Raw genomic sequence first — 21,206 nt, forward strand, 5'->3', positions numbered from 1 at the left:
TGATGAATCGATGTAATAGCGCAGCCTTTAATCCGCGTAATCCGTGTAATCCGCGCCTAATCTTTATAACAGGTTTACGAATTATCATTTATATACCAATTGATATTGACTCATAAAAAAATACAATGAATATAAAAAACAAATCCCTTTTGCTCGCCGCAGGCTTCCTGCTTGCCGCCAGCACCCTGTTCGTCTCCTGTACCAACGAGTCGCTTACCGAAGCGCCCGCCGGTCCCGACGAACCGGACAATGACAACTCCCGTACGGAAGTGCAGCTTATACTAAAGAACAATCTGACGCTGAAAACCTCCGTCCCCGCCAGTCGTGCGGGAGACGCCATTGCCACGGAAGATGAAAACTTCATCAAAACCCTTGATGTCTACGTGTTCGGCTCCCTCACCGAGGATGGCCCTTATACCTTTCAGGAACTGCACTACTACCGCGACGATGCCAGTCTGACGCACCTCACCGGTATCAAGTCTTTCAGCTTCGACCTCAATCCGGGTGCGGAAGCCAACACCACCACCGGCTTGCTGAAACTTACCAAAGGCTTGTTCGTGAAGTTCTATTGCATCGCCAACCGCACCCAACTTTACGGTGTAGATGCCGCAGGCACTTTGCAGCCTTACGATTACTTCTCGTCTCTGGTGCAAACCGCCCCCGGTCAGTCCGCCAATACGGTGACCCCCGGCGTGCCCACCGAAACAAACTTCCTGAAGCTGCAAACCCAACTCATCAACCCTGAGGGTGCAACGGAAAATGATATCTTCGTCAGTCCGCTCCCTATGACGGGTGCCTACACTACGCCTCTGGACCTGACTGATTTCAGCAGCGCCACCCGTGCCCAGATCGGCTTCCGCCTCTCGCGTATGGTGGCCCGCTTCGACATCGTGAATGTTGCCGAGGAATCCCGTTTCACCGTTGAGGGTATCTCCATGAGCAACGGACGAAGTGCCAGCCGTTTCTTTCCCATCGAACCGCTGAAAACAAAAGACGAAACGAATGGTGATCTGATTACATATCCCGAGCGCAAGGTAAAGCCCGATATGCAGCATAAGCCTACGGATGCCGAGCCGAAACTTAATATCACCCAAGGCGCCTTCTACACCTGGCCCAGCCTTAAGGACGACGGAGGTTACCTGATTCTGAAAGGAATGTATGACATCAATATGTCGGAGTCCAAACCGGTAATGTATAAGATTCCGTTCAAGCAGATGGTGAACGGGGTGGGCACTTACATCGAGGTGAACTACAACCACCGCTATACCATCGAAATCACCAAGGCGGACCCGCTGCGCCTGGAAGTGAACCTGAAAGTGACGGACTGGGAAGAAGATGTGGAACTGGACGACTATACGCCTGATAATGACTTCGACCGCAACACGCCGCTGACGCTGGAGACGGGTGCCGTGGGAGCTTATGTGACGGACAAGGGGCAGGTGACTCTGATGCCTGAGGCGGCCAGTGAGTTTGCTTTCGTGATGGGTTCCAACGCTACGCTGAAATCCGAACTGGTGTTTCAGGACGGTTCCGAGGAGTGGCTTGAACTGGCTTCCGCCCCTGTCACCCGTGCGACCTCGCAGAACACGAAATATACGGTGACTACTGTGGACGCAAAACTGGCGGATGTCTCTAAATTGCTTCCCGTCATTATCCGGCTGACGAACCCGGCAAGTGGGATGCGCAAGGATATTAAAGTGTTCGCCACTAAGGGGCCTGAAGTGACGTTGGTAAAGGAAGAAGGAAACACCGGCACCTTTGATGCCCAAACGCTGACGGCTACGATAGAGAATACCGCAGGAAAGACTATCAAACTGCATGTGGTTTCGGAAAGCCGTTCGGACGGTGCAGAACCGCCGAGTATTACTACCGGAAGTACGGCCGTGGTTGATGGTGGCATTACGTGGTTGACGGTGAGTGAAAACGTGGATACTGCCGCAGGAGACTATACGCTGACTTTGGGGGATGCGCAGACTTTGCCGGCAGAGGCAACCGTTACGTTCACTTCAAAGGCTTCTACGGTGGCCACTACGGTGAAGGTGGTGCTGAAGGAGGCGACGCCGGCACCGGCACCATAACTTCTTGTAACTAATTCGAGTTTCGCATGTAGCCTGAAAGGCTTTCATTTTATAGCGTAGGGCGTTGCCCTACGCTGTATAATATTAGGCTTTCAGCCTGCTCTATTGTGTAATTTCAGGCTATATGCGAAACTTAAATCACTAATTAATCAGAATAAAAATGACAATACTCGGTGCAGAATTATCACGCCTATCCGACAGTGTTCCTGTTATCACTGAGGTATACGATCTTTTGAGTGGCAAGCACGACGGTACCATAACCCCTTGGGCTCCCATCATAGTGTCCGGCAGCAGGTTGGATATGTATGCCCGGGATACAGTGCGGCTATGCCTTGTTTCCGCAACAGACGCAAGGCGGGTCATAGAGGTCGGGCATATCTATAAATACTCATGTAATAAAGTCATACTGGCCCTGCCGGAGCTGGAGCCGGGTGGATATGTACCGGCATTCAAGATATTGCAAGAAGATGGAAGCACATTGCTGCAAGTCTTATCAGTGTTGTGGAATGTTCCCGATATAGGAATCAAGTATTGATTCGTATTTAATAATAATCAACTCAAGTTTCGCAAGCTCAACTTTCGCAGTTGACAAGTTTTCAGTTGACAAGTGAACAAGGCAATAAATTCAGGCTTTTCATGAGAATACGATAGGTGAGAATGGTTTTAGAGACTATCTCTCTTGTTCCCTTGTCAACTGAAACCTTGTCAACTAATAAGTTGAGCACTTGCGAAACTTAAATAATCAATTTTTTAAGCAATGAACAGAAAAAGAAGACGTGCCTTTCAGGCACTGGATGCCACAGAAGCATCAAAAAAAAGACAACTCGTGACGTAATCGCAGATGGTGTACGCTGGACGGAGGCCATGCGCGTGGTTCGCGCCGACCATCCGGAAGTCACCATCATTATGCCCGGTGAGAAGATTCAGGTGCATCCGGGTGATGATGTGCGTAGGTTGATTACTCCGTATGTAGCCGTCATCCGTCAGGCGTTGGATAGCAAGAGGGTAGGTGAGTGGAAAGGCTATACTGCCGACTGCCGCGTGCGCCAGGTGCGCCGTTTGCTCACCCATTACTTCTATTTTCACGAAGGCTGCATCAGTGAAGCAGACTTCAACCTGATGGTTGAGGATTTGCTGTTTGTGCATAAGGCGGGGTGATAGGTGTGTATTTTATTCCTGTGTTCCGGCGGATATGTTATCCGCCGTATGCCATCTTATAGCAGGGCTGCGTATTGGCGTATTTTATTCAAACGTTCCATAAACGTCTGGTCATTGCTTGCCAACTGGAGATTGTACTTCAGTTGCAGGCGCATAAGTGAGTCAGCAGGGACATTTAGTGCTGCCTCGAACATCATGGCTGTGGCGGTAGTCAGCGAACGCCGTCCATTCAATATGTCGTTGAGGACTTTGTATGAAATACCCATTTGCCGTGCCAGTGCACGTTGCGAAATCTTCCGATATTCAATCTCATCCTTTAGTACTTCTCCAGGATGGGTTGGAGTATATCCAAATTTTACGGTTACCATATTGGATGCTTATTTATAATGATTAGACAATTCGATAATATAAATTGAATTTCCATGTTCTGCTTATAAACACGAACAAAGGTAATGCAATCTTTTCGGAATCCACAAAATTTGAGGACTTTTTTAGAAAGTTTCTCGTTTCTGACTTCTGTTTTTCCGCCAATCGCGAACCTTTGTAATATTATCCGCATTTTTTTATTCATCAATACATTTGTAACTATTTTACTTCTAAATGTTTGTATTTATTTTCGCGTAAATACTTACCATCGTAATGCACATAAATGGGCGTATATTTGCGGTATGATTGAGATTTGATAGAAATGGAATCTCTTGATAACACGTGTAAATATATAAACAATATGATTGTGAATCCAAAAGAAAAAATGATTGAATACGTTTACGAAAAACGTATCGTCTGTTCAGTGCAAATGCATCATCCGTTTAGTGCAAACGCATCATCCGTTTGGGGCATACGCATCATTCATTCGGGATAGATGTATCATCCGTTTTCCGCAGATATACTTCAGTATATCACTATCTTCTAATTTACTTATGTTATGTACGTTTAGTGGCCGGATGGGTGGCCGCTTTTTCTCGTAACCTGCTGAATGGCAGAAAGAAAAGGTGGCCGAATCGGTGGCCGGAAAATGTTCGTAAAAAATGTTAATTCAAAATACTGTTATCCTTTCTTCCTTTTCTGAACTTTCTATAGCCATAATTGTTTCTCTTGCACTATTTCAAACCCTATAAATGTATATGTATATATGAAAATCAATACCGGGCGGGGAACCATTCCTCTTATTACATTGATCGGCATTTGGTCTATCTCTGCATTGACCTCTTTGCCGGGACTGGCTGTTTCTCCTATTCTGGGACAGCTTTCCACTACTTTTCCGGATGCTTCGGAACTGGATATTCAGATGCTTAGTTCTTTGCCGTCGTTATTGATCATACCTTTTATTTTGTTGGCGGGCAAGTTGGCTGAGAAACGCGACTTTGTCCGTCTGTTACGCGCGGGGCTCTGGATGTTCGCCGCGAGCGGGGTGCTGTACCTGTTTTCCACAAAAATGTGGCAATTAATAGCTGTCAGCGCCCTGCTGGGAATTGGTGCGGGACTGATTATTCCGCTTTCTACCGGATTGATTTCCCGTTATTTCACGGGAACCTACCGGGTGAAGCAATTTGGATACAGTTCCGCCATTACAAATGTTACGCTGGTGGTGGCAACTGCTGTTACCGGCTATCTGGCAGAAGTGAATTGGCATCTGCCTTTCCTGGTCTATTTACTACCTTTGGTAGCCATCATACTCACCATCCATCTGAAAGACGAAAATATGGGTGGTGAAACGCAAGTCACGTCATCGGATAAATCTCCTGCCGATACTTCTTCATCGGTAGAAACGACTGTTCCCGCTATCCCCGGCAAGTATGGTATTCATGTCCGTCATCTGCTGCAACTGATGCTTTTCTATGGGCTTACCACTTATATCGTATTGATTGTGACGTTCAACCTTCCGTTCCTGATGGAGGAACATCACTTTTCCAGCGGGAACTCGGGGATGATGATTTCCCTCTTCTTCCTTGCTATCATGGCCCCCGGTTTCTTTCTGGGGCATGTTGTAAAGTATCTGAAGGAAAAGACGAAGTTTTACAGCCTGCTCTGTATTGCACTGGGGTTGGCACTGATATGGATTTCTCCCAAGGAATGGCTGATTATACCTGGTTGCATATTGGTGGGATTGGGCTATGGGGTTATCCAACCGTTGATCTATGATAAAACGGTGGATACGGCTGTTCCCCAGAAAACCACGCTGGCACTGGCTTTTGTGATGGCAATGAATTACCTGGCCGTGCTGCTTTGCCCGTTTATCGTAGATTTCTTCCAATCATTGTTTCATGTACGTTCGCAGGAGTTTCCATTTATCTTTAACCTTTGTATTACGATACTTGCATTGATATGGGCGTATAGGAGGAAGAAAGATTTTCTGTTCGGAGATAAACTGTAAGTCGGTAGTTTCACTTCAACGACTGATATCGACGGTTGAATTGCTAAAATAGCTGGTTCAGCACACAGCCATTCTGTGTATAATTCGGATAGTTTACTTTTGTGCAAAAACCAAAAGTATAAAACATGTTCGACGCTATCCTTCGATTCTCAGTAAAGAAGAAACTTTTTGTGGGGCTTACCACTTTGTTTCTTTTGATTGGTGGAATTTATTCCATGTTGACACTTCCTATAGATGCTGTTCCGGATATTACGAACAATCAGGTACAGATTGTAACCGTGTCACCAACCTTGGCACCACAAGAGGTGGAGCAACTTATCACAATGCCCGTGGAAATTGCCATGAGCAATATCATGAATGTCACTGAAATCCGTTCTGTCTCCCGTTTCGGGCTGTCGGTGGTGACGGTAGTCTTTAAAGAGAGTGTACCTACTCTGGATGCCCGCCAGTTGGTGAACGAGCAGATACAGAGTGTGGCCGGTGAGATTCCTTCGGAGTTGGGTATGCCCGAAATGATGCCTATCACCACCGGACTGGGTGAGATATATCAATATGTATTGAAAGTGGAACCGGGATATGAGGATAAATATGATGCAATGGAGCTTCGTACTATTCAGGACTGGATTGTGAAGCGGCAGTTGTCCGGTATCCCGGGTATTGTTGAGATAAACAGTTTTGGAGGTTATCTGAAACAATATGAAGTAGCGGTTGATCCGGATGTACTTTTCTCTCTCAATATCACTATCGGAGAAGTATTCGAAGCCTTAAATAAGAATAACCAGAATACAGGTGGTAGCTATATCGAGAAAGTAAATCGTGCTTATTATATTCGCTCTGAAGGGATGATAAGCCGTATTAAAGATGTGGAACAGATAGTAGTAGCCAACCGTAATGGTATTCCTATCCGTATCAGTGACATCGGTACAGTACGTTTCGGAGCACCCAAACGTTTCGGAGCCATGACAATGGACGGCAAGGGCGAATGTGTGGGTGGTATTGCCATGATGCTGAAAGGAGCCAATGCCAATGTCGTAACCGGAGAACTGGAGAAAAGAGTGGAAAAGATACAGAAAATATTGCCGGAGGGTGTTACCATCGAGCCTTATCTGAACCGTTCTGAATTGGTGAACCGCAACATTTCTACTGTTATCTATAATCTGATAGAAGGTGCGATCATCGTATTTCTGGTATTGATTGTTTTTCTGGGTAATGTACGTGCCGGACTGATTGTGGCTTCCGTCATTCCATTAGCCATGCTGTTTGCATTCATTCTGATGCGTATCTTTAATGTTTCTGCCAACCTTATGAGTTTGGGAGCGATAGATTTCGGTATTGTTGTCGATGGCTCCATTGTTATATTGGAAGGTATATTGGCACATATTTACAGTAAGAAGTTTAAGGGTCGCACTTTGTCGGCAGAAGAAATGGATGCGGAAGTAGAGAAAGGTGCTTCAAGTGTAGTACGGTCTGCGACATTTGCTGTATTCATCATTCTGATCGTATTTTTCCCTATATTGACTTTGACAGGAATAGAAGGGAAGTATTTCACGCCGATGGCTAAAACCCTGGTATTTTGCATAATCGGTGCCCTATTCTTATCACTGACTTACGTTCCGATGATGGCTTCCCTGTTCCTGAAACATCATATTGTGACAAAGCCGACTTTTGCCGATAAATTCTTTGAAGCACTAAACAAACTCTATGCCCGTGCCTTGTCATTCTGCTTGCGTTTTAAGTGGCAAACTGTTGCAACGGCGTTTGTGGCTCTGGTTATTTCTCTCTTTCTTTTCACTCGTTTGGGAGCAGAATTTATTCCTACGTTGGATGAAGGAGATTTTGCCATGCAGATGACGCTTCCGGCCGGTAGTTCGTTGAGCGAAAGCATTGAAGTATCCAATGAAGCGGAGAAACTCTTGATGGATAAACTCCCGGAAATAAAACATGTGGTAGCAAAAATAGGTACGGCAGAAGTTCCGACAGACCCGATGGCAGTGGAAGATGCCGACGTAATGATTGTCATGAAGCCTTTCAAGGAGTGGACCAGTGCTGCCAGTCGCGCCGAGATGGTAGAGAAGATGAAAGAGGCTCTTGAACCGTTATCTGACCGTGCAGAGTTTAATTTCTCCCAACCTATCCAACTTCGTTTTAATGAGTTGATGACAGGAGCCAAAGCAGATATTGCTGTTAAACTTTATGGAGAAGACACACATGAACTCTATCAGAAGGCAAAAGAAGCTGCAGCTTTTGTAGAAAAGGTACCCGGGGCATCGGATGTGATTGTAGAACAGACAATGGGGTTGCCTCAATTGGTAGTAAAGTATAATCGTGGAAAGATTGCCCGCTATGGTATCAATATAGAAGAATTGAATACTATTATTCGTACAGCCTATGCCGGAGAGGCAAGTGGAGTAGTCTTTGAGAATGAGCGTCGTTTTGATTTGGTGGTTCGTCTGGATCAGGATAAAGTGGCTGATTTGAATCTGGATAAACTCTTTGTCCGTTCCAATGAAGGTATTCAGATACCGGTCAGTGAGGTGGCTACCATTGATTTGGTGAATGGTCCGTTACAGATTAACCGGGATGCGACCAAACGTCGTATTGTAATCGGGGTCAATGTGCGTGGAGCGGATATTCAGCAAGTAGTGCAGGATATACAGAAGACGCTGGATAAAAATATTCAATTGAAGCCCGGATACTATTTCGAATATGGAGGACAATTTGAGAATTTGCAGAATGCCATCAATACTTTGTTGGTGGTTGTACCGGTAGCTTTGATGCTGATTCTGTTACTATTGTTTTTCGCTTTCAAGAATGTTACTTACACATTGGTGGTGTTCTCTACCGTGCCTCTTTCATTGATTGGTGGTATTCTGGCACTATGGCTGCGCGGTCTTCCATTCAGTATTTCGGCAGGAGTAGGCTTCATAGCGCTCTTCGGTGTAGCGGTTCTCAATGGTATTTTAATGATTAATCACTTTAATGATATAAGAAAAGAAACTATGTATGCTCTTTCTACCAGACGGGTGATTGCCCGTGGAACCGCTCATCTGTTGCGGCCTGTCTTCTTGACAGGGCTGGTTGCTTCTTTGGGATTTGTTCCTATGGCCATTGCCACCTCGGCCGGCGCCGAAGTGCAGCGTCCGTTGGCTACCGTAGTCATTGGCGGGTTGATTGTATCTACTGTATTGACACTGCTTATTATTCCTGTTTTCTATCAGATTGTAAGCTATACAGTGGTATGGAAACGTCGTTTCTCAGCGAAAAAGTTCTTGTTCTTCTTTCTGTTGTTGGCTATTGTGTTGCCCTTTACGGCGAAAGCTCAGGAGAAAGTGACAATGGATCAGGCCATAGAACTGGCAAAACAGAATCACCCCCGGCTGAAAATAGCTTCTGCGGCAATCCGCCAGGTAAAGGCGGGCAGGGGAGAAGTATTGGAATTGTCTTCTACCGAGATGAACTATTCATGGGGACAATTGAATGGTGAACTTAGAAAAGATAAGCAGTGGGAAGTAACCCAAGGATTAGGCTCTCTGTTGACTCCTTTTTATAAGAATGCCTTGGTGAACAGGCAGGTTGAAACGGGAACTTTCTATCGGCAGATTGTTGAAAAAGAAGTGGTGGCAGAAGTGAAGCGCGCATGGGCATATTATCTGTATGCTTGCAATCTTCGTGCTTTATACAATGACCAGAACAAATTGGCTGAGCAATTGCAGCGTATGGGGGAGTTGCGCTATCATCAGGGAGAAATAACCCTGCTGGAGAAAAACATGACCACCAGTATGGCAGCGGATATGAAGAATCGCCTTTTTCAGGCGCAAGAAGAAGAAAAACTGGCTTTGTCACGACTGAATTGGGTCTGTTATGCAGATCGACCATTGGTTCCGGTAGATACGGCATTGGTGCAATTTCCGGTAGATTATCAGGCACCGTCTTTTTCGGAAGTTCACCTGAATTATTTCCAAAGTCAGGCTAATGAGGCCAAAGCACAACTGAATGTGGAACGAAGCCGTTTTTTTCCTGAGCTGTCCTTCGGTTACGTACGTCAGGATATACTTCCACTGAAAGGATTGAATTCGTGGATGGTTGGAGTTTCCTTTCCGGTTTATTTCTTGCCGCGGCATAGCAAGGTAAAGCAAGCGAAAGTGGCCGCCGTCATAGCAAGAACTGAAGCTGAGACTAATACACAGAATCTATATAACAAGGTTTCGGAAGCTGTTGCCAGTTTGCGCCGCCAGTCTGAAAGTTTGCGCTATTATACAACATCGGCATTGAAAGAAGCGGATGAACTGTTGAAAGTGGCCAACCTGCAGTTGCAACATAGCGAAACTAATATAACTGAATTTATACAAGCCGTTAATGTGGCGCGTGACATTCGTCGCGGATACCTCGAAACGGTATATCAATACAATATAGCAGCCCTTGAATACGAACTTTTTAAATAGAATGATGACGATGAAAAAGATAACTTTCCCCTTAATTCTGCTGGTGCTGACGGCATGCGGCGAGAATAAAGAAGTCCAACCGGCAGAAGAGGCTACCGCTGTTGCCGTAGTAGAAAACGTGACAGATAGCATTCAGGTAGATGCTATTACCTCAGCTACTTCTAAACCCAATCAGGTGTCATTTAACGGTACAATGGTTATTCCTCCGCAACGGATGGCGACAGTTTCACTTACGATGGGCGGGGTCATTAAGAGTACTTCTTTGCTGCCCGGCGAACCAGTCCGACAAGGGAGTGTATTGGCTACTCTGGAAAATCCCGACTTTATAACTTTACAACAGACATATCTGGACAGTCATGCACAGGCTGAATTTCTGGAAGCAGAATATCTTCGCCAACAAGCTCTTTCCGCCGAACAAGCTGCCTCCCAAAAGAAACTTCAGCAAAGCAAGGCAGATTACCTTTCAATGAAGAGCCGTGTAGAAGCGGCAGCTGCACAGTTGAAATTACTGGAAGTTGAACCTGAAGTCCTGCTAAAGGAGGGGATTCAACCTTTTTTGCAGATTAAAGCTCCGATCAGTGGTTATGTGGCAGATGTGAAAATGAATGTCGGTAAATATATGAATGTAGGAGATGCTCTTTGTGAAATAGTAGATAAAAGCCGGACTTTACTCAGATTGACAACCTATGAAAAGGATTTGGCAGATATGAAAGTGGGAAATCCGGTACAATTTCGTGTAAACGGAATGGGCAAAATTGTATTTAAGGCTACTTTGATATCTATCGGGCAGAAAGTGGATGAAGATACACGTTCTGTTGAAGTCTATGCCAGAGTAGATACTGTGGACAGCCAATTCCGTCCCGGTATGTACGTCACAGCAAGGATTATGAAAGAACAGGCTTCTGCTGAAAAGTAAGATTCCTTATCTTTGAAAAAATAAGGATGTGATAGAATAAAATGTATCTTTGTATGTAAAATACTGCAAGCATGAAAAACCGGTATACACTGTTCATACTTATCGTTTCCATTTCCGTGGCAACATTAATTCATTTTCCGGAATTGGTTTCTCTCTTTGATGTCTTCGAGAGCCAGACACTGTTTCCGGGCATGAGACCTGCTGATGTGGTAAGCGAAGTGTTTTTCACTTTTATTTCTCTTGTGATTCTGTTTGAGGTGAATACCTTACTATTCCATTTTAATCAGCCGGCTGTAAAAATCACCTGGCAGAAGATGATATTGTCATTGATACTGACTTGGATCTTAAGTAGCTTGTTAGGGAAATGTTTTGTATTCTTTCATCACACTTTCGATATTCCGGCCATTGATGCCATGGTACATCATTATCTGCATCCTCTGCGTGATTTTATAATAACCTGTACCGTATCGGGAAGTTGTTATATATCCTACCTTATCCGGCGCCAGCAGGAAGTCGTTATAGAAAACCAGCAGTTGCAGGCCGAGAACATCCTGAACCAATATGAGGCTTTGAAGAATCAATTGAATCCGCATATGCTTTTTAACTCTCTGAATACTCTTCGGTCACTGGTACGTGAAGATCAGGATAAAGCACAGGAATACATTCAGGAACTTTCCCGTGTTTTGCGTTACACCTTGCAGGGAAATGATTCGAAAAGTGTGTTTTTGAAGGATGAAATAGAATTTGTGTCGGCCTATATCTTTTTGTTGAAGATGCGCTTTGAAGATAATCTCTCTTTTGATATTTGTATTGATAATAAATATGCCAATTATTATTTGCCTCCTATGGCAGTCCAGATGCTGATAGAGAATGCCGTGAAGCATAATGAAATAAGCGACAGGCATCCATTGAATATCCGTATTTATACCGAAGGGGAAGAATTAATCGTTACCAATCCGGTGCAGCCTAAACTGACTGCTACTATAGGAACTGGCATAGGACTGGCAAATCTTGCAAAACGCTATCATTTGCTTTACAAGCGGGAGATACAAATCAGCGAGAACGAGCAGTTTACCATACGTATTCCTTTAATATCGAGTGTCTCATGAAAGTAATTATTATAGAAGATGAGAAAGCAGCAGTTCGCAACCTGAAAGCTTTGTTACAGGAAGTAAAGCCGGAAGTGGAAGTAGAAGCTACTTTGGACAGTATTGCAGCTGTATTGGATTGGTTTGCCATGCACTCTATGCCGGACATGATCTTTATGGATATTCATTTAGCTGACGGATCAGCTTTTGAGATCTTCGATCATGTAGATATTACCTGCCCTATTATTTTCACTACGGCCTATGATGAATATGCTCTTCGTGCATTTAAGGTGAACAGTGTGGATTATTTATTGAAGCCTATTGGCAAGAGTGATATTGAAAAGGCTTTCCATAAGTTGGAGCAGTTGCATGGTTCGGAACAAGGGAAATCCCCTGACAATACCTTATTGCAATTAATTCACTCGCTGAAAAAACAGGAAAGTTATAAAACGCATTTTCTCATTCCGGTGAAGGGTGACAAGTTGCTACCGATTTCGGTGGATATGATTCTACTGTTTTATATTCAGGACTGTAAAGTGAAGGTTGTTCTTGCCGATGGTAAGGAATATACATTTCCACAAACGTTGGATGAAATAACAGAGTGTATCGACCCATCCCTGTTCTTTCGTGTCAACCGGCAATTTCTGATTTCCCGTGAGGCTATCAAGGATATTGATTTATGGTTCAATAATCGTCTGTCTATTAATCTTCGTTGCAAAGTATCGGATGAAAAAGTGTTGGTAAGCAAGGCACGTGTGCAGGAGTTTAAGGATTGGTTTTCCAAGACACATTGAGCTACAAGTTACGAGCTACAAGCACTTTGCAGCGTCATAGCGCAGCCACTCGTAACTCGTAGCTCGTAACTCAGCTATTACCACTCTATCGGTTCATATTCCAGTCCGAATACATCCGCTACAGCTTTATAAGTAACTTTACCTTCCACTACGTTCAGTCCCAGTGCCAGAGCGGGATCGTCTTTACATGCTTTTTGCCAGCCTTTGTCTGCCAATGCCACGGTATAGGGTAGTGTGGAGTTCGTCAGTGCCATAGTTGAAGTGAATGGTACTGCTCCCGGAATGTTGGCTACCGCATAGTGTACGATACCATCCACTACATACGTTGGTTCGCTGTGGGTGGTAGGATGAGAGGTTTCGAAGCATCCGCCCTGGTCTATGGCAACATCTACGAGAACGGTTCCCGGTTTCATCATCTTCAGCATATCTTTGGTAATCAGATGTGGTGCTTTATCTCCCGGAATCAGTACGGAACCAATCACGAGGTCTATGTTGGGCAATTCCATCCTGATGTTATGCATAGAAGAATAGAGAGTCTTCACGTTCTTTGGTAACACTTCACTGAGGTAACGCAGGCGTGTCAGATTAATATCGGTAATCAGTACTTCCGCACCCATTCCGGCAGCCATCTGTGCAGCATTGGTTCCTACTACACCACCGCCCAGAATCAATACACGTGCAGGACGAACACCAGGTACACCACCCAGCAATTTCCCTTTTCCGCCTTGCGGCTTTTCCAGGAAACGTGCACCTTCCTGTGTAGCCATACGTCCGGCCACTTCACTCATGGGGGTGAGCAATGGGAGAGAGTGGTCTTCTTTCTCTACGGTTTCGTAAGCGATGCAGATGCCACCGCTTTCTATCATGGCTTCGGTAAGTATTTTATCGGCGGCGAAGTGGAAATAGGTAAATACCACTTGGCCCTTTTTAATCAGTTTGTACTCGGGGGCGATAGGTTCTTTCACCTTCACAATCATTTCGGCTGCGGCATACGTAGCTTCGATGGTTGGCAGCATTTTCGCACCCACTGCAGTGTACTCTTCATCAGGAAAACCGCTGTTTGCACCGGCAGATGCCTGTACATACACTGTATGACCTCTTTTCACCAACTCGGCTACTCCGGCAGGGGTCATTCCTACACGGTTCTCGTTGTTTTTGATTTCCTTAGGTACTCCGATAATCATAACCTTACAATTTTAATTGGGGGTTAAACATGTCGCAATGTAGCGATTTCCGTGTTTCGATGTACTTTGGGAGTAGGTGTTTTACAACAGTATTTTTATACAGGTTTTAATCTGAAATAATCGGATGCTCGCTGAGTTTCAATATTTTGCTCAGGAGGTTGTTCATGTATGAATATGAAATGATTAGTGCCTGTACCAGTCATATTTTTTTTCCTGGTCATCTGTTTTGTTCTCTTTCTGCAGTTGCTTTTGTGTCTTGCGTAAACGACGTATGGTGATAATCATTATTATAAAGCCTATGGCAATAAGTATTGCTAAAACAAGGCATGTGTAGGTGAAAGTTGTATGGCTCATTGGTGTTTGTATAAGTGTTTATTATATAGTTTGCGTTGCAAAGATATGCCTTTTGGGGAATTATGCAAGTACAATTATGATATTTATTGCGGCAAAGATGGGGATATTTTTTATCTTTGCCTGCGTTTAAAAACAAAGATTATACCTATGAATAGATATACCAAATCTACTATATATTTATCTTTTTTATTATTGTTCGGTGGAGTGCAGATTCCTACTGCTGTTCATGCACAGGATGCTACCTTTACTCCGCCTTTTGATTTCCCCATTACTTTTTCCGGGAACTTCGGTGAAATACGTGCCAATCACTTTCATGGCGGACTGGATTTCAAAACAGGAGGTACTATCGGTAAGCCGGTGCATGCCCTGGCCGAAGGATATATTTCGCGTGTCCGTGTCACGCATGGTTCGGGTTATGTGCTCGATGTAGCCTATAATAATGGATATAAAACCATCAACCGACACCTTAGTGCCTTTGTGGGCGATGTAGCCCGTAGGGTAGAAGACTTGCAATATGAAAAGGAGTCATGGGAAGTGGAGATTACACCCGAACCGGGTGAATATCCTGTAAAGGCAGGGCAAGTTATCGCTCTGAGTGGCAATACCGGTTATTCTTTCGGTCCGCACCTGCACTTGGATATGTTTGAGGCGGATACGGACGATTATATCGACCCGTTACCCTTCTTTAAGAAGAAAGTGAAAGACAATACAGCTCCCCGTGCCGAAGGTATTATGCTCTTTCCACAGCCGGGCAGGGGAGTGGTGGGAGGAAACCAGAAGCATCAGGCCTTTCCTCTTAATCCCAAACAGCCGATTACCGCCTGGGGACTGATAGGTTCAGCTATTCGTGCCTATGATTATATGGACGGAGTGAGCAATCGTTACGGAGTACATACTGTCATTCTGGAAGTAGATAGTGTGGAAGTATTCCGTAGTGTGGTAGACCGCTTCTCGGAAAACGAAAACCGGATGATAAATTCGTGGACGTATGGGCAGTATATGAAGTCTTTCATCGAGCCTGGAAATACATTGCGTATGCTGCATGCTCCCAATGGTAACCGGGGATTGATTGAGATCAATGAAGAACGCCCCTATCACTTTGTCTATACACTGAAAGATGCATTGGGAAACACCTCAAAGGTGCGTTTTACCGTACATGGAAAGCGTACGGAAATAAAACCTGTGGAACATCGGGAGAAATATATTTTCCATTGGGATAAGGTGAACATCCTGCAAGAACCTGGCCTGAATCTGGTTATCCCCCGGGGAATACTCTATGACGACGCATACCTGAACTATGCCGTACGGGCTGATAGTGGGGATATCGCTTTCACCTATCAGTTGAATGATACGCGCATACCTCTGCATGGTCGTTGCGAATTAAGTATCGGATTGCGCCGCCGTCCGTTGGAAGATATGACGAAATATTATGTGGCAGGTGTGGGTAGCCGTGGTAAGAAGTATAGTATCGGTGGTAAATATGAAGATGGTTTCATGAAAACCACTATCCGTGAATTGGGTACTTACACTGTTGCCATTGATACCGTACCGCCTAAAATTACTCCGCTTAATCCGAAACAATGGGGAAGTACAGGGCGCATCGTATTCAAAGCAAAAGATGAAGAGACCGGTATCAGCAGTTACCGCGGAACCATAGACGGCAAGTATGCCTTGTTTGGCAAACCCAATTCCATCAGTGGGAATCTGGTGTGCGAACTCGACCCGAATCATGTAAAAAAGGGAGGCAAACATGTTGTGGAAATGACTGTAACGGATGGATGTGGGAATCAGACAACAGAAAAGTTTGAGTTTGTCTGGTAAATAACCCCGTGTCTGAACCCTGTCATCTCCGTACCATCTCCGTATCTATAACTACGGACTTGACACGGACTTGGTACGGAGTTGATACGGACTTGGTAGGTAGCGGCTTATGTGCGACATTTGATTTAATAATTAATATAACTGAAGTATGAAAAGTAAAAGACTGACTCTTTCCGTCTTAGGTATGGTGGTAGCCGTGGCAAATGCATTGGCTTGTACCAATCTTATTGTAGGTAAAAATGCCTCTACAGACGGTTCTACCATCGTTTCTTATTCTGCCGACTCCTACGGGTTGTTCGGTGAGTTATATCATTACCCTGCCGGTGTACATAAGAAAGGCACTCTGATGGATATACATGAGTGGGATACCGGCAAATATCTGGGCCGGATAGAGCAAGCCCGCCAGACTTACAATGTTATTGGGAACATCAACGAATTCCAGCTTACTATTGCCGAGACTACTTTCGGCGGTCGTCCGGAGTTGGTGGATACTACCGGTATTATTGATTACGGCAGTCTGATTTACCTGGGATTGCAACGTGCCCGTACTGCCCGTGAAGCCATTAAGGTGATGACCGATCTTGTACAGGAATACGGCTATTACAGCAGTGGTGAGTCTTTCACTATTGCCGATCCTAATGAGATCTGGATTATGGAAATGATAGGTAAAGGTCCCGGTGTGCGTGGTGCCGTATGGGTAGCTGTACGTATTCCGGATGATTGCATTTCTGCTCATGCCAACCAATCCCGTATCCACCAGTTCGATATGAACGACAAGAATAATTGTCTTTATTCTTCCGATGTGATTTCTTTTGCCCGCGAAAAAGGTTACTTTACCGGCGTGAATAAGGATTTCAGTTTTGCAGATGCATATGCTCCTCTGGATTTCGGTGCACGCCGTTACTGTGAAGCCCGTGTATGGAGCTATTTCAATATGTTTACCGATCGCGGAGAAGAATTCCTTCCGTATATAGAAGGTAAAACAGATCAGCCAATGCCGCTTTATCTGAAAGCAAACCGCAAAATCTCCGTACAGGATGTGAAGAATGCCATGCGCGACCATTATGAAGGTACCCCGCTGGATATCAGCAAGGATTTCGGCGCAGGCCCTTACCACACACCTTATCGTCTTTCTCCGCTTTCTTTCAAGGTGAACGACCAGGAATATTTTAATGAACGTCCTATTTCTACTCAGCAGTCCGGCTTTGTTTTTGTATCTCAGATGCGTTCTTCTATGCCCGACGCTATCGGTGGTGTACTTTGGTTCGGTACGGATGATGCCAATATGACGGTGTTCACACCTGTATATTGCTGCACGGATAAAGTGCCTGTATGCTACTCACGCGTAGATGGTGCCGACTATATCACTTTCTCCTGGAATTCTTCTTTCTGGATTTTCAATTGGGTGGCGAATATGGTTTATCCTCGCTATGATCTGATGATTGAGGATGTACGTGCAAGCCAGTCGGAAATGGAAACTACTTTCAATGATGCGCAGGAAGGCATTGAATCTGCTGCATCCAAACTGTATGTCAAAGATCCCGCCCAGGCAAAAGCATTCCTGACTAACTATACGAATATGACCGCACAAAGTACACTCGATACCTGGAAGCGTCTCGGTGAATTCCTTATCGTAAAATACAATGATGGTGTGGTGAAGCGTATGAAAGACGGTAAGTTCGAACGTAATTCCATCGGTCAGCCGGCTGGTGTGATACGTCCCGGATACCCGAAAGAATTCCTGGAAGAGTATGTAAAACAAACCGGTGACCGCTATAAAATGCCGGAATAATGCCCTGTTGCAGATTTCACAGGAACTTCATTTCTCCTGTGAAATCTGTACAATACAGTGTAAATCTTTCATGAAAATGTAGGATATTTGAACTTATTCGCCTACATTTGTGTCTTACAAATAACAGATATATTTTAACCTCTAAAATAACAATAATTATATGGAGAATCAGGAACTTATCAAACAGGTAACTGAGAAAGCCCAGAGATGGCTCACCCCGGCTTATGATGCCGAAACTCAGGCGGAAGTGAAACGCATGTTGGAGAACGAAGATAAAACCGAGCTGATAGATTGCTTTTATAAGGATTTGGAATTCGGAACAGGTGGTTTGCGCGGCATCATGGGTGCAGGAACCAATCGTATGAACATTTACACGGTAGGTGCTGCTACACAGGGACTTTCCAACTATCTGAACAAATGCTTCAAGGATAAAGAGCAGATTTCTGTGGTGGTAGGTTATGACTGCCGCAACAACAGCGACAAGTTTGCTCAGATTTCTGCAGATATCTTCTCGGCAAACGGTATCAAAGTATATCTCTTCGATGATTTGCGTCCTACACCGGAAGTTTCTTTTGCTATCCGTCACTTTGGTTGCCAAAGTGGTATCAATATCACTGCAAGCCACAATCCGAGAGAATACAACGGTTATAAGGCTTATTGGGATGATGGTGCACAGGTACTTGCTCCGCACGATACCGCTATCATCGATGAAGTAAATAAGGTAACGGTTGCCGACATTAAGTTTAACGGCAACAAAGACCTGATTCAGATTATCGGTGCTGAGGTGGATAAGATCTATCTGGATATGGTTCATTCCATTTCTATCGATCCGGAAGTAATCAAGCGTCAGAAAGATCTCAGCATTGTTTATACTCCGCTGCATGGTGCAGGTCGTGTATTGATTCCTGCCTCTCTGAAAGAATGGGGATTTGAAAATGTAAATTGTGTACCCGAGCAGATGGTGAAGGATGGTAATTTCCCGACAGTGGTATCTCCGAATCCGGAAAATGCTGAGGCACTTTCTATGGCTATTGCTTTGGCGAAGAAGATCGATGCTGATATCGTAATGGCCAGCGACCCCGATGCTGACCGTGTAGGGATGGCTTGTAAGGATGATAAGGGTGAGTGGGTGCTTATCAATGGTAACCAGACTTGTCTTATCTTCCTATACTATATCATCAAGAACCGTATTGCAATGGGTAAGATGCAGCCGAATGACTTCATTGTGAAGACCATTGTAACTACTGAACTGATTAAGGCTGTAGCTGATAAGAATAAGATTGAAATGCGTGATTGCTACACTGGTTTTAAGTGGATCGCACGTGAAATCCGTTTGAGCGAAGGTAAGCAGCAATACATCGGTGGTGGTGAAGAAAGCTACGGCTTCCTGGCAGAAGACTTTGTTCGTGATAAAGATGCCGTTTCTGCTTGTTCACTGCTGGCTGAGATCTGTGCATGGGCTAAGGATCAGGGTAAGACACTGTATGATGTACTGATGGATATCTACGTAGAATATGGTTTCTCTAAGGAAACGACTGTAAACGTAGTGAAACCCGGTAAGAGCGGCGCAGATGAAATCAAAGCCATGATGGATAATTTCCGTGCTAACCCGCCGAAGGAAATCGGAGGTTCACCTGTTAAACAGATCAAGGATTATAAGACGCTGAAGATTACCGATGCACAGGGAAAGGTTAGTGAACTGGATATGCCGGAAGCTTCAAATGTGCTTCAATACTTCACAGAAGACGGTACAAAGATTTCTGTTCGTCCGTCGGGTACTGAACCGAAAATTAAGTTCTATATCGAGGTGAAGGGCGAAATGGGTTGCCCGAAATGCTATGCCAGTGCTGATGCGGAAGCAGAAGAGAAAGTGGTAGCAGTACGCAAGTCACTCGGTATTTGAGAAAGATAAACTGCTGATAGGCAGAAGGGAAGGTGTAATCCTGCGAAGGGTTGCACCTTTTCTGTTTTTTATCCGTTAGCGTGGACATTCTTTCCGCTTTAAGGTTCTTTTGCTTTCTTTAAGTCAACTCTGAAATCATTCTCTGTTAAATGCCGTTTTATATGCAACGTATAAACCTAACCTAAACCTTAGTTAATATCCATCAGGATGGTAAAAGGGGATTTTGGCAATTAGTGGCGTAAGAACGTTTTCAATAGTGAAAGCACCAGTTGATATAAATTGCCATTATCCTCTTTTGTTTCTGATGGATATATTTAGAATGATTCGATGAAGGTCGGATGACCGGGAGATGAGAAAATATACAGATTGCGGTTGCATGCTAATTGGTTGATGTGAATGAGAGTCGTTTCATTCGTAGTTGTTCGTTTGTTGAATGCATGTCCTCCGCAATCTGTTTTTATTTGAATGTTTTTCGTCTTTTAATTATTGCTTAGCCACCAGTCTATCATCTTTCGTGCTATGCTCAATTTCCGTGGAATTTCCGGCATATTTTCTTTCGAATAGAATGCTCCGGCACTGAGTTCGTCTTTTTGCAACTTGATTTCTCCACTTTCATAATCGGCAATAAAACCTACCATTAATCCGCTGGGATAGGGCCAGGGTTGGTTGCCGAAATAAGTGATATTCTTCACCCGTAATCCGGTTTCTTCCATTACTTCACGTTGTACACATTGTTCCAGAGTTTCCCCTGCCTCAAGAAAACCGGCTACCAGGCCATAGAATGTTCCGCGGAAGTTATGGGCATGTACCAGCAAAATCTCTTCTCCACGACGTATCAACACGATGATAGCTGTAGAGATAGGCGGATATATTTCGTAGGCACATGAAGGACACTTCTTCATGATAGGTGTCTTGTGTTCCGTAGGCATGCCACATGCAGGACAAAAACGGCTGTGCTGGTCCCAATACAATATCTGGTATGCTTTTCCGGCAGCTTTATATTCATCCAGAGTGATATATTCATAAGAGCCCCGGAGATTGACCATAAGCCATTCTTCCGTTTCCACAACGAGTTGTTCGATGGCGAATGCGTGTACCATTTCATCCGTAGGTAGAAATACTTCGTGAATCGTACTACCTGCACCGGGGGGCAACGGTAGTTCTGTACCATAAGGTACACTGTATTTTATTTCTCCTTTTTCTGTTTTCTCTTTTTTCAGCAGTAGTTGGTCTTTAAAAAAGACGAACCACTGCGTAGGGTTTTGGGTTTTACTATTCTCCATTCCTTATAAGATATCTGTT

At 44.5% G+C, this 21,206-nt stretch carries 15 protein-coding genes; 11 read left to right on the plus strand and 4 right to left on the minus strand.

Annotation, left to right across the window (positions count from 1 at the left end; all coding sequences use genetic code 11):
• Positions 1 to 281: 281 nt before the first annotated feature.
• Positions 282 to 653, minus strand: coding sequence for a hypothetical protein (locus DWW10_RS26145; protein WP_182021507.1), 372 nt, complete (start codon positions 651 to 653; stop codon positions 282 to 284).
• A 39-nt stretch (positions 654 to 692) separates the two neighbouring features.
• Between DWW10_RS26145 and DWW10_RS21530 the strand changes: the two genes are divergently transcribed.
• The 3 genes from DWW10_RS21530 (at position 693) to DWW10_RS21540 (ending at position 3,236) form a co-directional block, all read left to right on the plus strand.
• Positions 693 to 2,078 (plus strand): hypothetical protein, encoded by a 1,386-nt coding sequence (locus tag DWW10_RS21530; protein ID WP_182021509.1) that lies wholly within the window; start codon positions 693 to 695, stop codon positions 2,076 to 2,078.
• A 160-nt stretch (positions 2,079 to 2,238) separates the two neighbouring features.
• A complete protein-coding gene (locus DWW10_RS21535) occupies positions 2,239 to 2,613 on the plus strand; it encodes a DUF4469 domain-containing protein (protein ID WP_022392014.1) in 375 nt (124 codons plus the stop codon).
• Positions 2,614 to 2,942: 329 nt separating this feature from the next.
• Positions 2,943 to 3,236 carry a hypothetical protein gene (locus tag DWW10_RS21540; RefSeq protein ID WP_022393415.1) on the plus strand — a complete coding sequence of 98 codons (294 nt, stop codon included), beginning with the start codon at positions 2,943 to 2,945 and terminating at the stop codon, positions 3,234 to 3,236.
• Positions 3,237 to 3,292: 56 nt separating this feature from the next.
• On the opposite strand, the gene DWW10_RS21545 is transcribed toward DWW10_RS21540, so the two are convergent.
• Positions 3,293 to 3,604: a HigA family addiction module antitoxin gene (locus DWW10_RS21545; protein ID WP_022393414.1), complete on the minus strand. Its 312-nt coding sequence runs from the start codon at positions 3,602 to 3,604 to the stop codon at positions 3,293 to 3,295.
• A 764-nt stretch (positions 3,605 to 4,368) separates the two neighbouring features.
• On the opposite strand from DWW10_RS21545, the gene DWW10_RS21555 reads away from it, so the two are divergent.
• The 5 genes from DWW10_RS21555 (at position 4,369) to DWW10_RS21575 (ending at position 12,850) form a co-directional block, all read left to right on the plus strand.
• Positions 4,369 to 5,610 (plus strand): MFS transporter, encoded by a 1,242-nt coding sequence (locus tag DWW10_RS21555; protein WP_022393412.1) that lies wholly within the window; start codon positions 4,369 to 4,371, stop codon positions 5,608 to 5,610.
• A gap of 125 nt (positions 5,611 to 5,735) precedes the next feature.
• Positions 5,736 to 10,052 carry a CusA/CzcA family heavy metal efflux RND transporter gene (locus DWW10_RS21560; RefSeq protein WP_022393411.1) on the plus strand — a complete coding sequence of 1,439 codons (4,317 nt, stop codon included), beginning with the start codon at positions 5,736 to 5,738 and terminating at the stop codon, positions 10,050 to 10,052.
• 10 nt (positions 10,053 to 10,062) lie between these two features.
• Positions 10,063 to 10,968: an efflux RND transporter periplasmic adaptor subunit gene (locus DWW10_RS21565; RefSeq protein ID WP_022393410.1), complete on the plus strand. Its 906-nt coding sequence runs from the start codon at positions 10,063 to 10,065 to the stop codon at positions 10,966 to 10,968.
• A 71-nt stretch (positions 10,969 to 11,039) separates the two neighbouring features.
• Positions 11,040 to 12,077 carry a sensor histidine kinase gene (locus DWW10_RS21570; RefSeq protein WP_022393409.1) on the plus strand — a complete coding sequence of 346 codons (1,038 nt, stop codon included), beginning with the start codon at positions 11,040 to 11,042 and terminating at the stop codon, positions 12,075 to 12,077.
• Positions 12,074 to 12,850, plus strand: coding sequence for a LytR/AlgR family response regulator transcription factor (locus DWW10_RS21575; protein WP_022393408.1), 777 nt, complete (start codon positions 12,074 to 12,076; stop codon positions 12,848 to 12,850). Before DWW10_RS21570 ends, DWW10_RS21575 begins: the two co-directional genes overlap by 4 nt.
• A gap of 77 nt (positions 12,851 to 12,927) precedes the next feature.
• Here the strand turns inward: DWW10_RS21575 and ald are convergent, their stop codons facing one another.
• Positions 12,928 to 14,034: an alanine dehydrogenase gene (gene ald / locus DWW10_RS21580; protein WP_022393407.1), complete on the minus strand. Its 1,107-nt coding sequence runs from the start codon at positions 14,032 to 14,034 to the stop codon at positions 12,928 to 12,930.
• A 501-nt stretch (positions 14,035 to 14,535) separates the two neighbouring features.
• Between ald and DWW10_RS21585 the strand changes: the two genes are divergently transcribed.
• The 3 genes from DWW10_RS21585 (at position 14,536) to DWW10_RS21595 (ending at position 19,904) form a co-directional block, all read left to right on the plus strand.
• The gene (locus tag DWW10_RS21585; RefSeq protein ID WP_022393406.1) at positions 14,536 to 16,209 is read left to right on the plus strand and encodes a M23 family metallopeptidase; all 1,674 of its coding nucleotides are present in this window, start codon (positions 14,536 to 14,538) and stop codon (positions 16,207 to 16,209) included.
• A gap of 148 nt (positions 16,210 to 16,357) precedes the next feature.
• Positions 16,358 to 18,001 (plus strand): C69 family dipeptidase, encoded by a 1,644-nt coding sequence (locus tag DWW10_RS21590; RefSeq protein ID WP_022393405.1) that lies wholly within the window; start codon positions 16,358 to 16,360, stop codon positions 17,999 to 18,001.
• Positions 18,002 to 18,161: 160 nt separating this feature from the next.
• On the plus strand, positions 18,162 to 19,904 hold the full coding sequence (locus DWW10_RS21595) for a phospho-sugar mutase (RefSeq protein ID WP_022393404.1): 1,743 nt from the start codon (positions 18,162 to 18,164) through the stop codon (positions 19,902 to 19,904).
• A 479-nt stretch (positions 19,905 to 20,383) separates the two neighbouring features.
• Here DWW10_RS21595 and nudC read toward each other — a convergent pair whose 3' ends face one another.
• The gene (gene nudC / locus DWW10_RS21600) at positions 20,384 to 21,187 is read right to left on the minus strand and encodes an NAD(+) diphosphatase (RefSeq protein ID WP_022393403.1); all 804 of its coding nucleotides are present in this window, start codon (positions 21,185 to 21,187) and stop codon (positions 20,384 to 20,386) included.
• Positions 21,188 to 21,206 lie beyond the last annotated feature (19 nt).

It is taken from the genome of Bacteroides intestinalis (assembly GCF_003464595.1).
Classification (GTDB): Bacteria; Bacteroidota; Bacteroidia; order Bacteroidales; family Bacteroidaceae; genus Bacteroides; species Bacteroides intestinalis_A.

What these genes read in the sequence shown, in the direction of transcription:
- DWW10_RS21535 (WP_022392014.1), top strand. Translation starts at nt 2,239, where the DNA reads ATGACAATACTCGGTGCAGAATTATCACGCCTATCCGACAGTGTTCCT.
- DWW10_RS21540 (WP_022393415.1), top strand. Translation starts at nt 2,943, where the DNA reads ATGCGCGTGGTTCGCGCCGACCATCCGGAAGTCACCATCATTATGCCC.
- DWW10_RS21545 (WP_022393414.1), bottom strand. Translation starts at nt 3,604, where the DNA reads ATGGTAACCGTAAAATTTGGATATACTCCAACCCATCCTGGAGAAGTA.
- DWW10_RS21555 (WP_022393412.1), top strand. Translation starts at nt 4,369, where the DNA reads ATGAAAATCAATACCGGGCGGGGAACCATTCCTCTTATTACATTGATC.
- DWW10_RS21560 (WP_022393411.1), top strand. Translation starts at nt 5,736, where the DNA reads ATGTTCGACGCTATCCTTCGATTCTCAGTAAAGAAGAAACTTTTTGTG.
- DWW10_RS21565 (WP_022393410.1), top strand. Translation starts at nt 10,063, where the DNA reads ATGAAAAAGATAACTTTCCCCTTAATTCTGCTGGTGCTGACGGCATGC.
- DWW10_RS21570 (WP_022393409.1), top strand. Translation starts at nt 11,040, where the DNA reads ATGAAAAACCGGTATACACTGTTCATACTTATCGTTTCCATTTCCGTG.
- DWW10_RS21575 (WP_022393408.1), top strand. Translation starts at nt 12,074, where the DNA reads ATGAAAGTAATTATTATAGAAGATGAGAAAGCAGCAGTTCGCAACCTG.
- ald (WP_022393407.1), bottom strand. Translation starts at nt 14,034, where the DNA reads ATGATTATCGGAGTACCTAAGGAAATCAAAAACAACGAGAACCGTGTA.
- DWW10_RS21585 (WP_022393406.1), top strand. Translation starts at nt 14,536, where the DNA reads ATGAATAGATATACCAAATCTACTATATATTTATCTTTTTTATTATTG.
- DWW10_RS21590 (WP_022393405.1), top strand. Translation starts at nt 16,358, where the DNA reads ATGAAAAGTAAAAGACTGACTCTTTCCGTCTTAGGTATGGTGGTAGCC.
- DWW10_RS21595 (WP_022393404.1), top strand. Translation starts at nt 18,162, where the DNA reads ATGGAGAATCAGGAACTTATCAAACAGGTAACTGAGAAAGCCCAGAGA.
- nudC (WP_022393403.1), bottom strand. Translation starts at nt 21,187, where the DNA reads ATGGAGAATAGTAAAACCCAAAACCCTACGCAGTGGTTCGTCTTTTTT.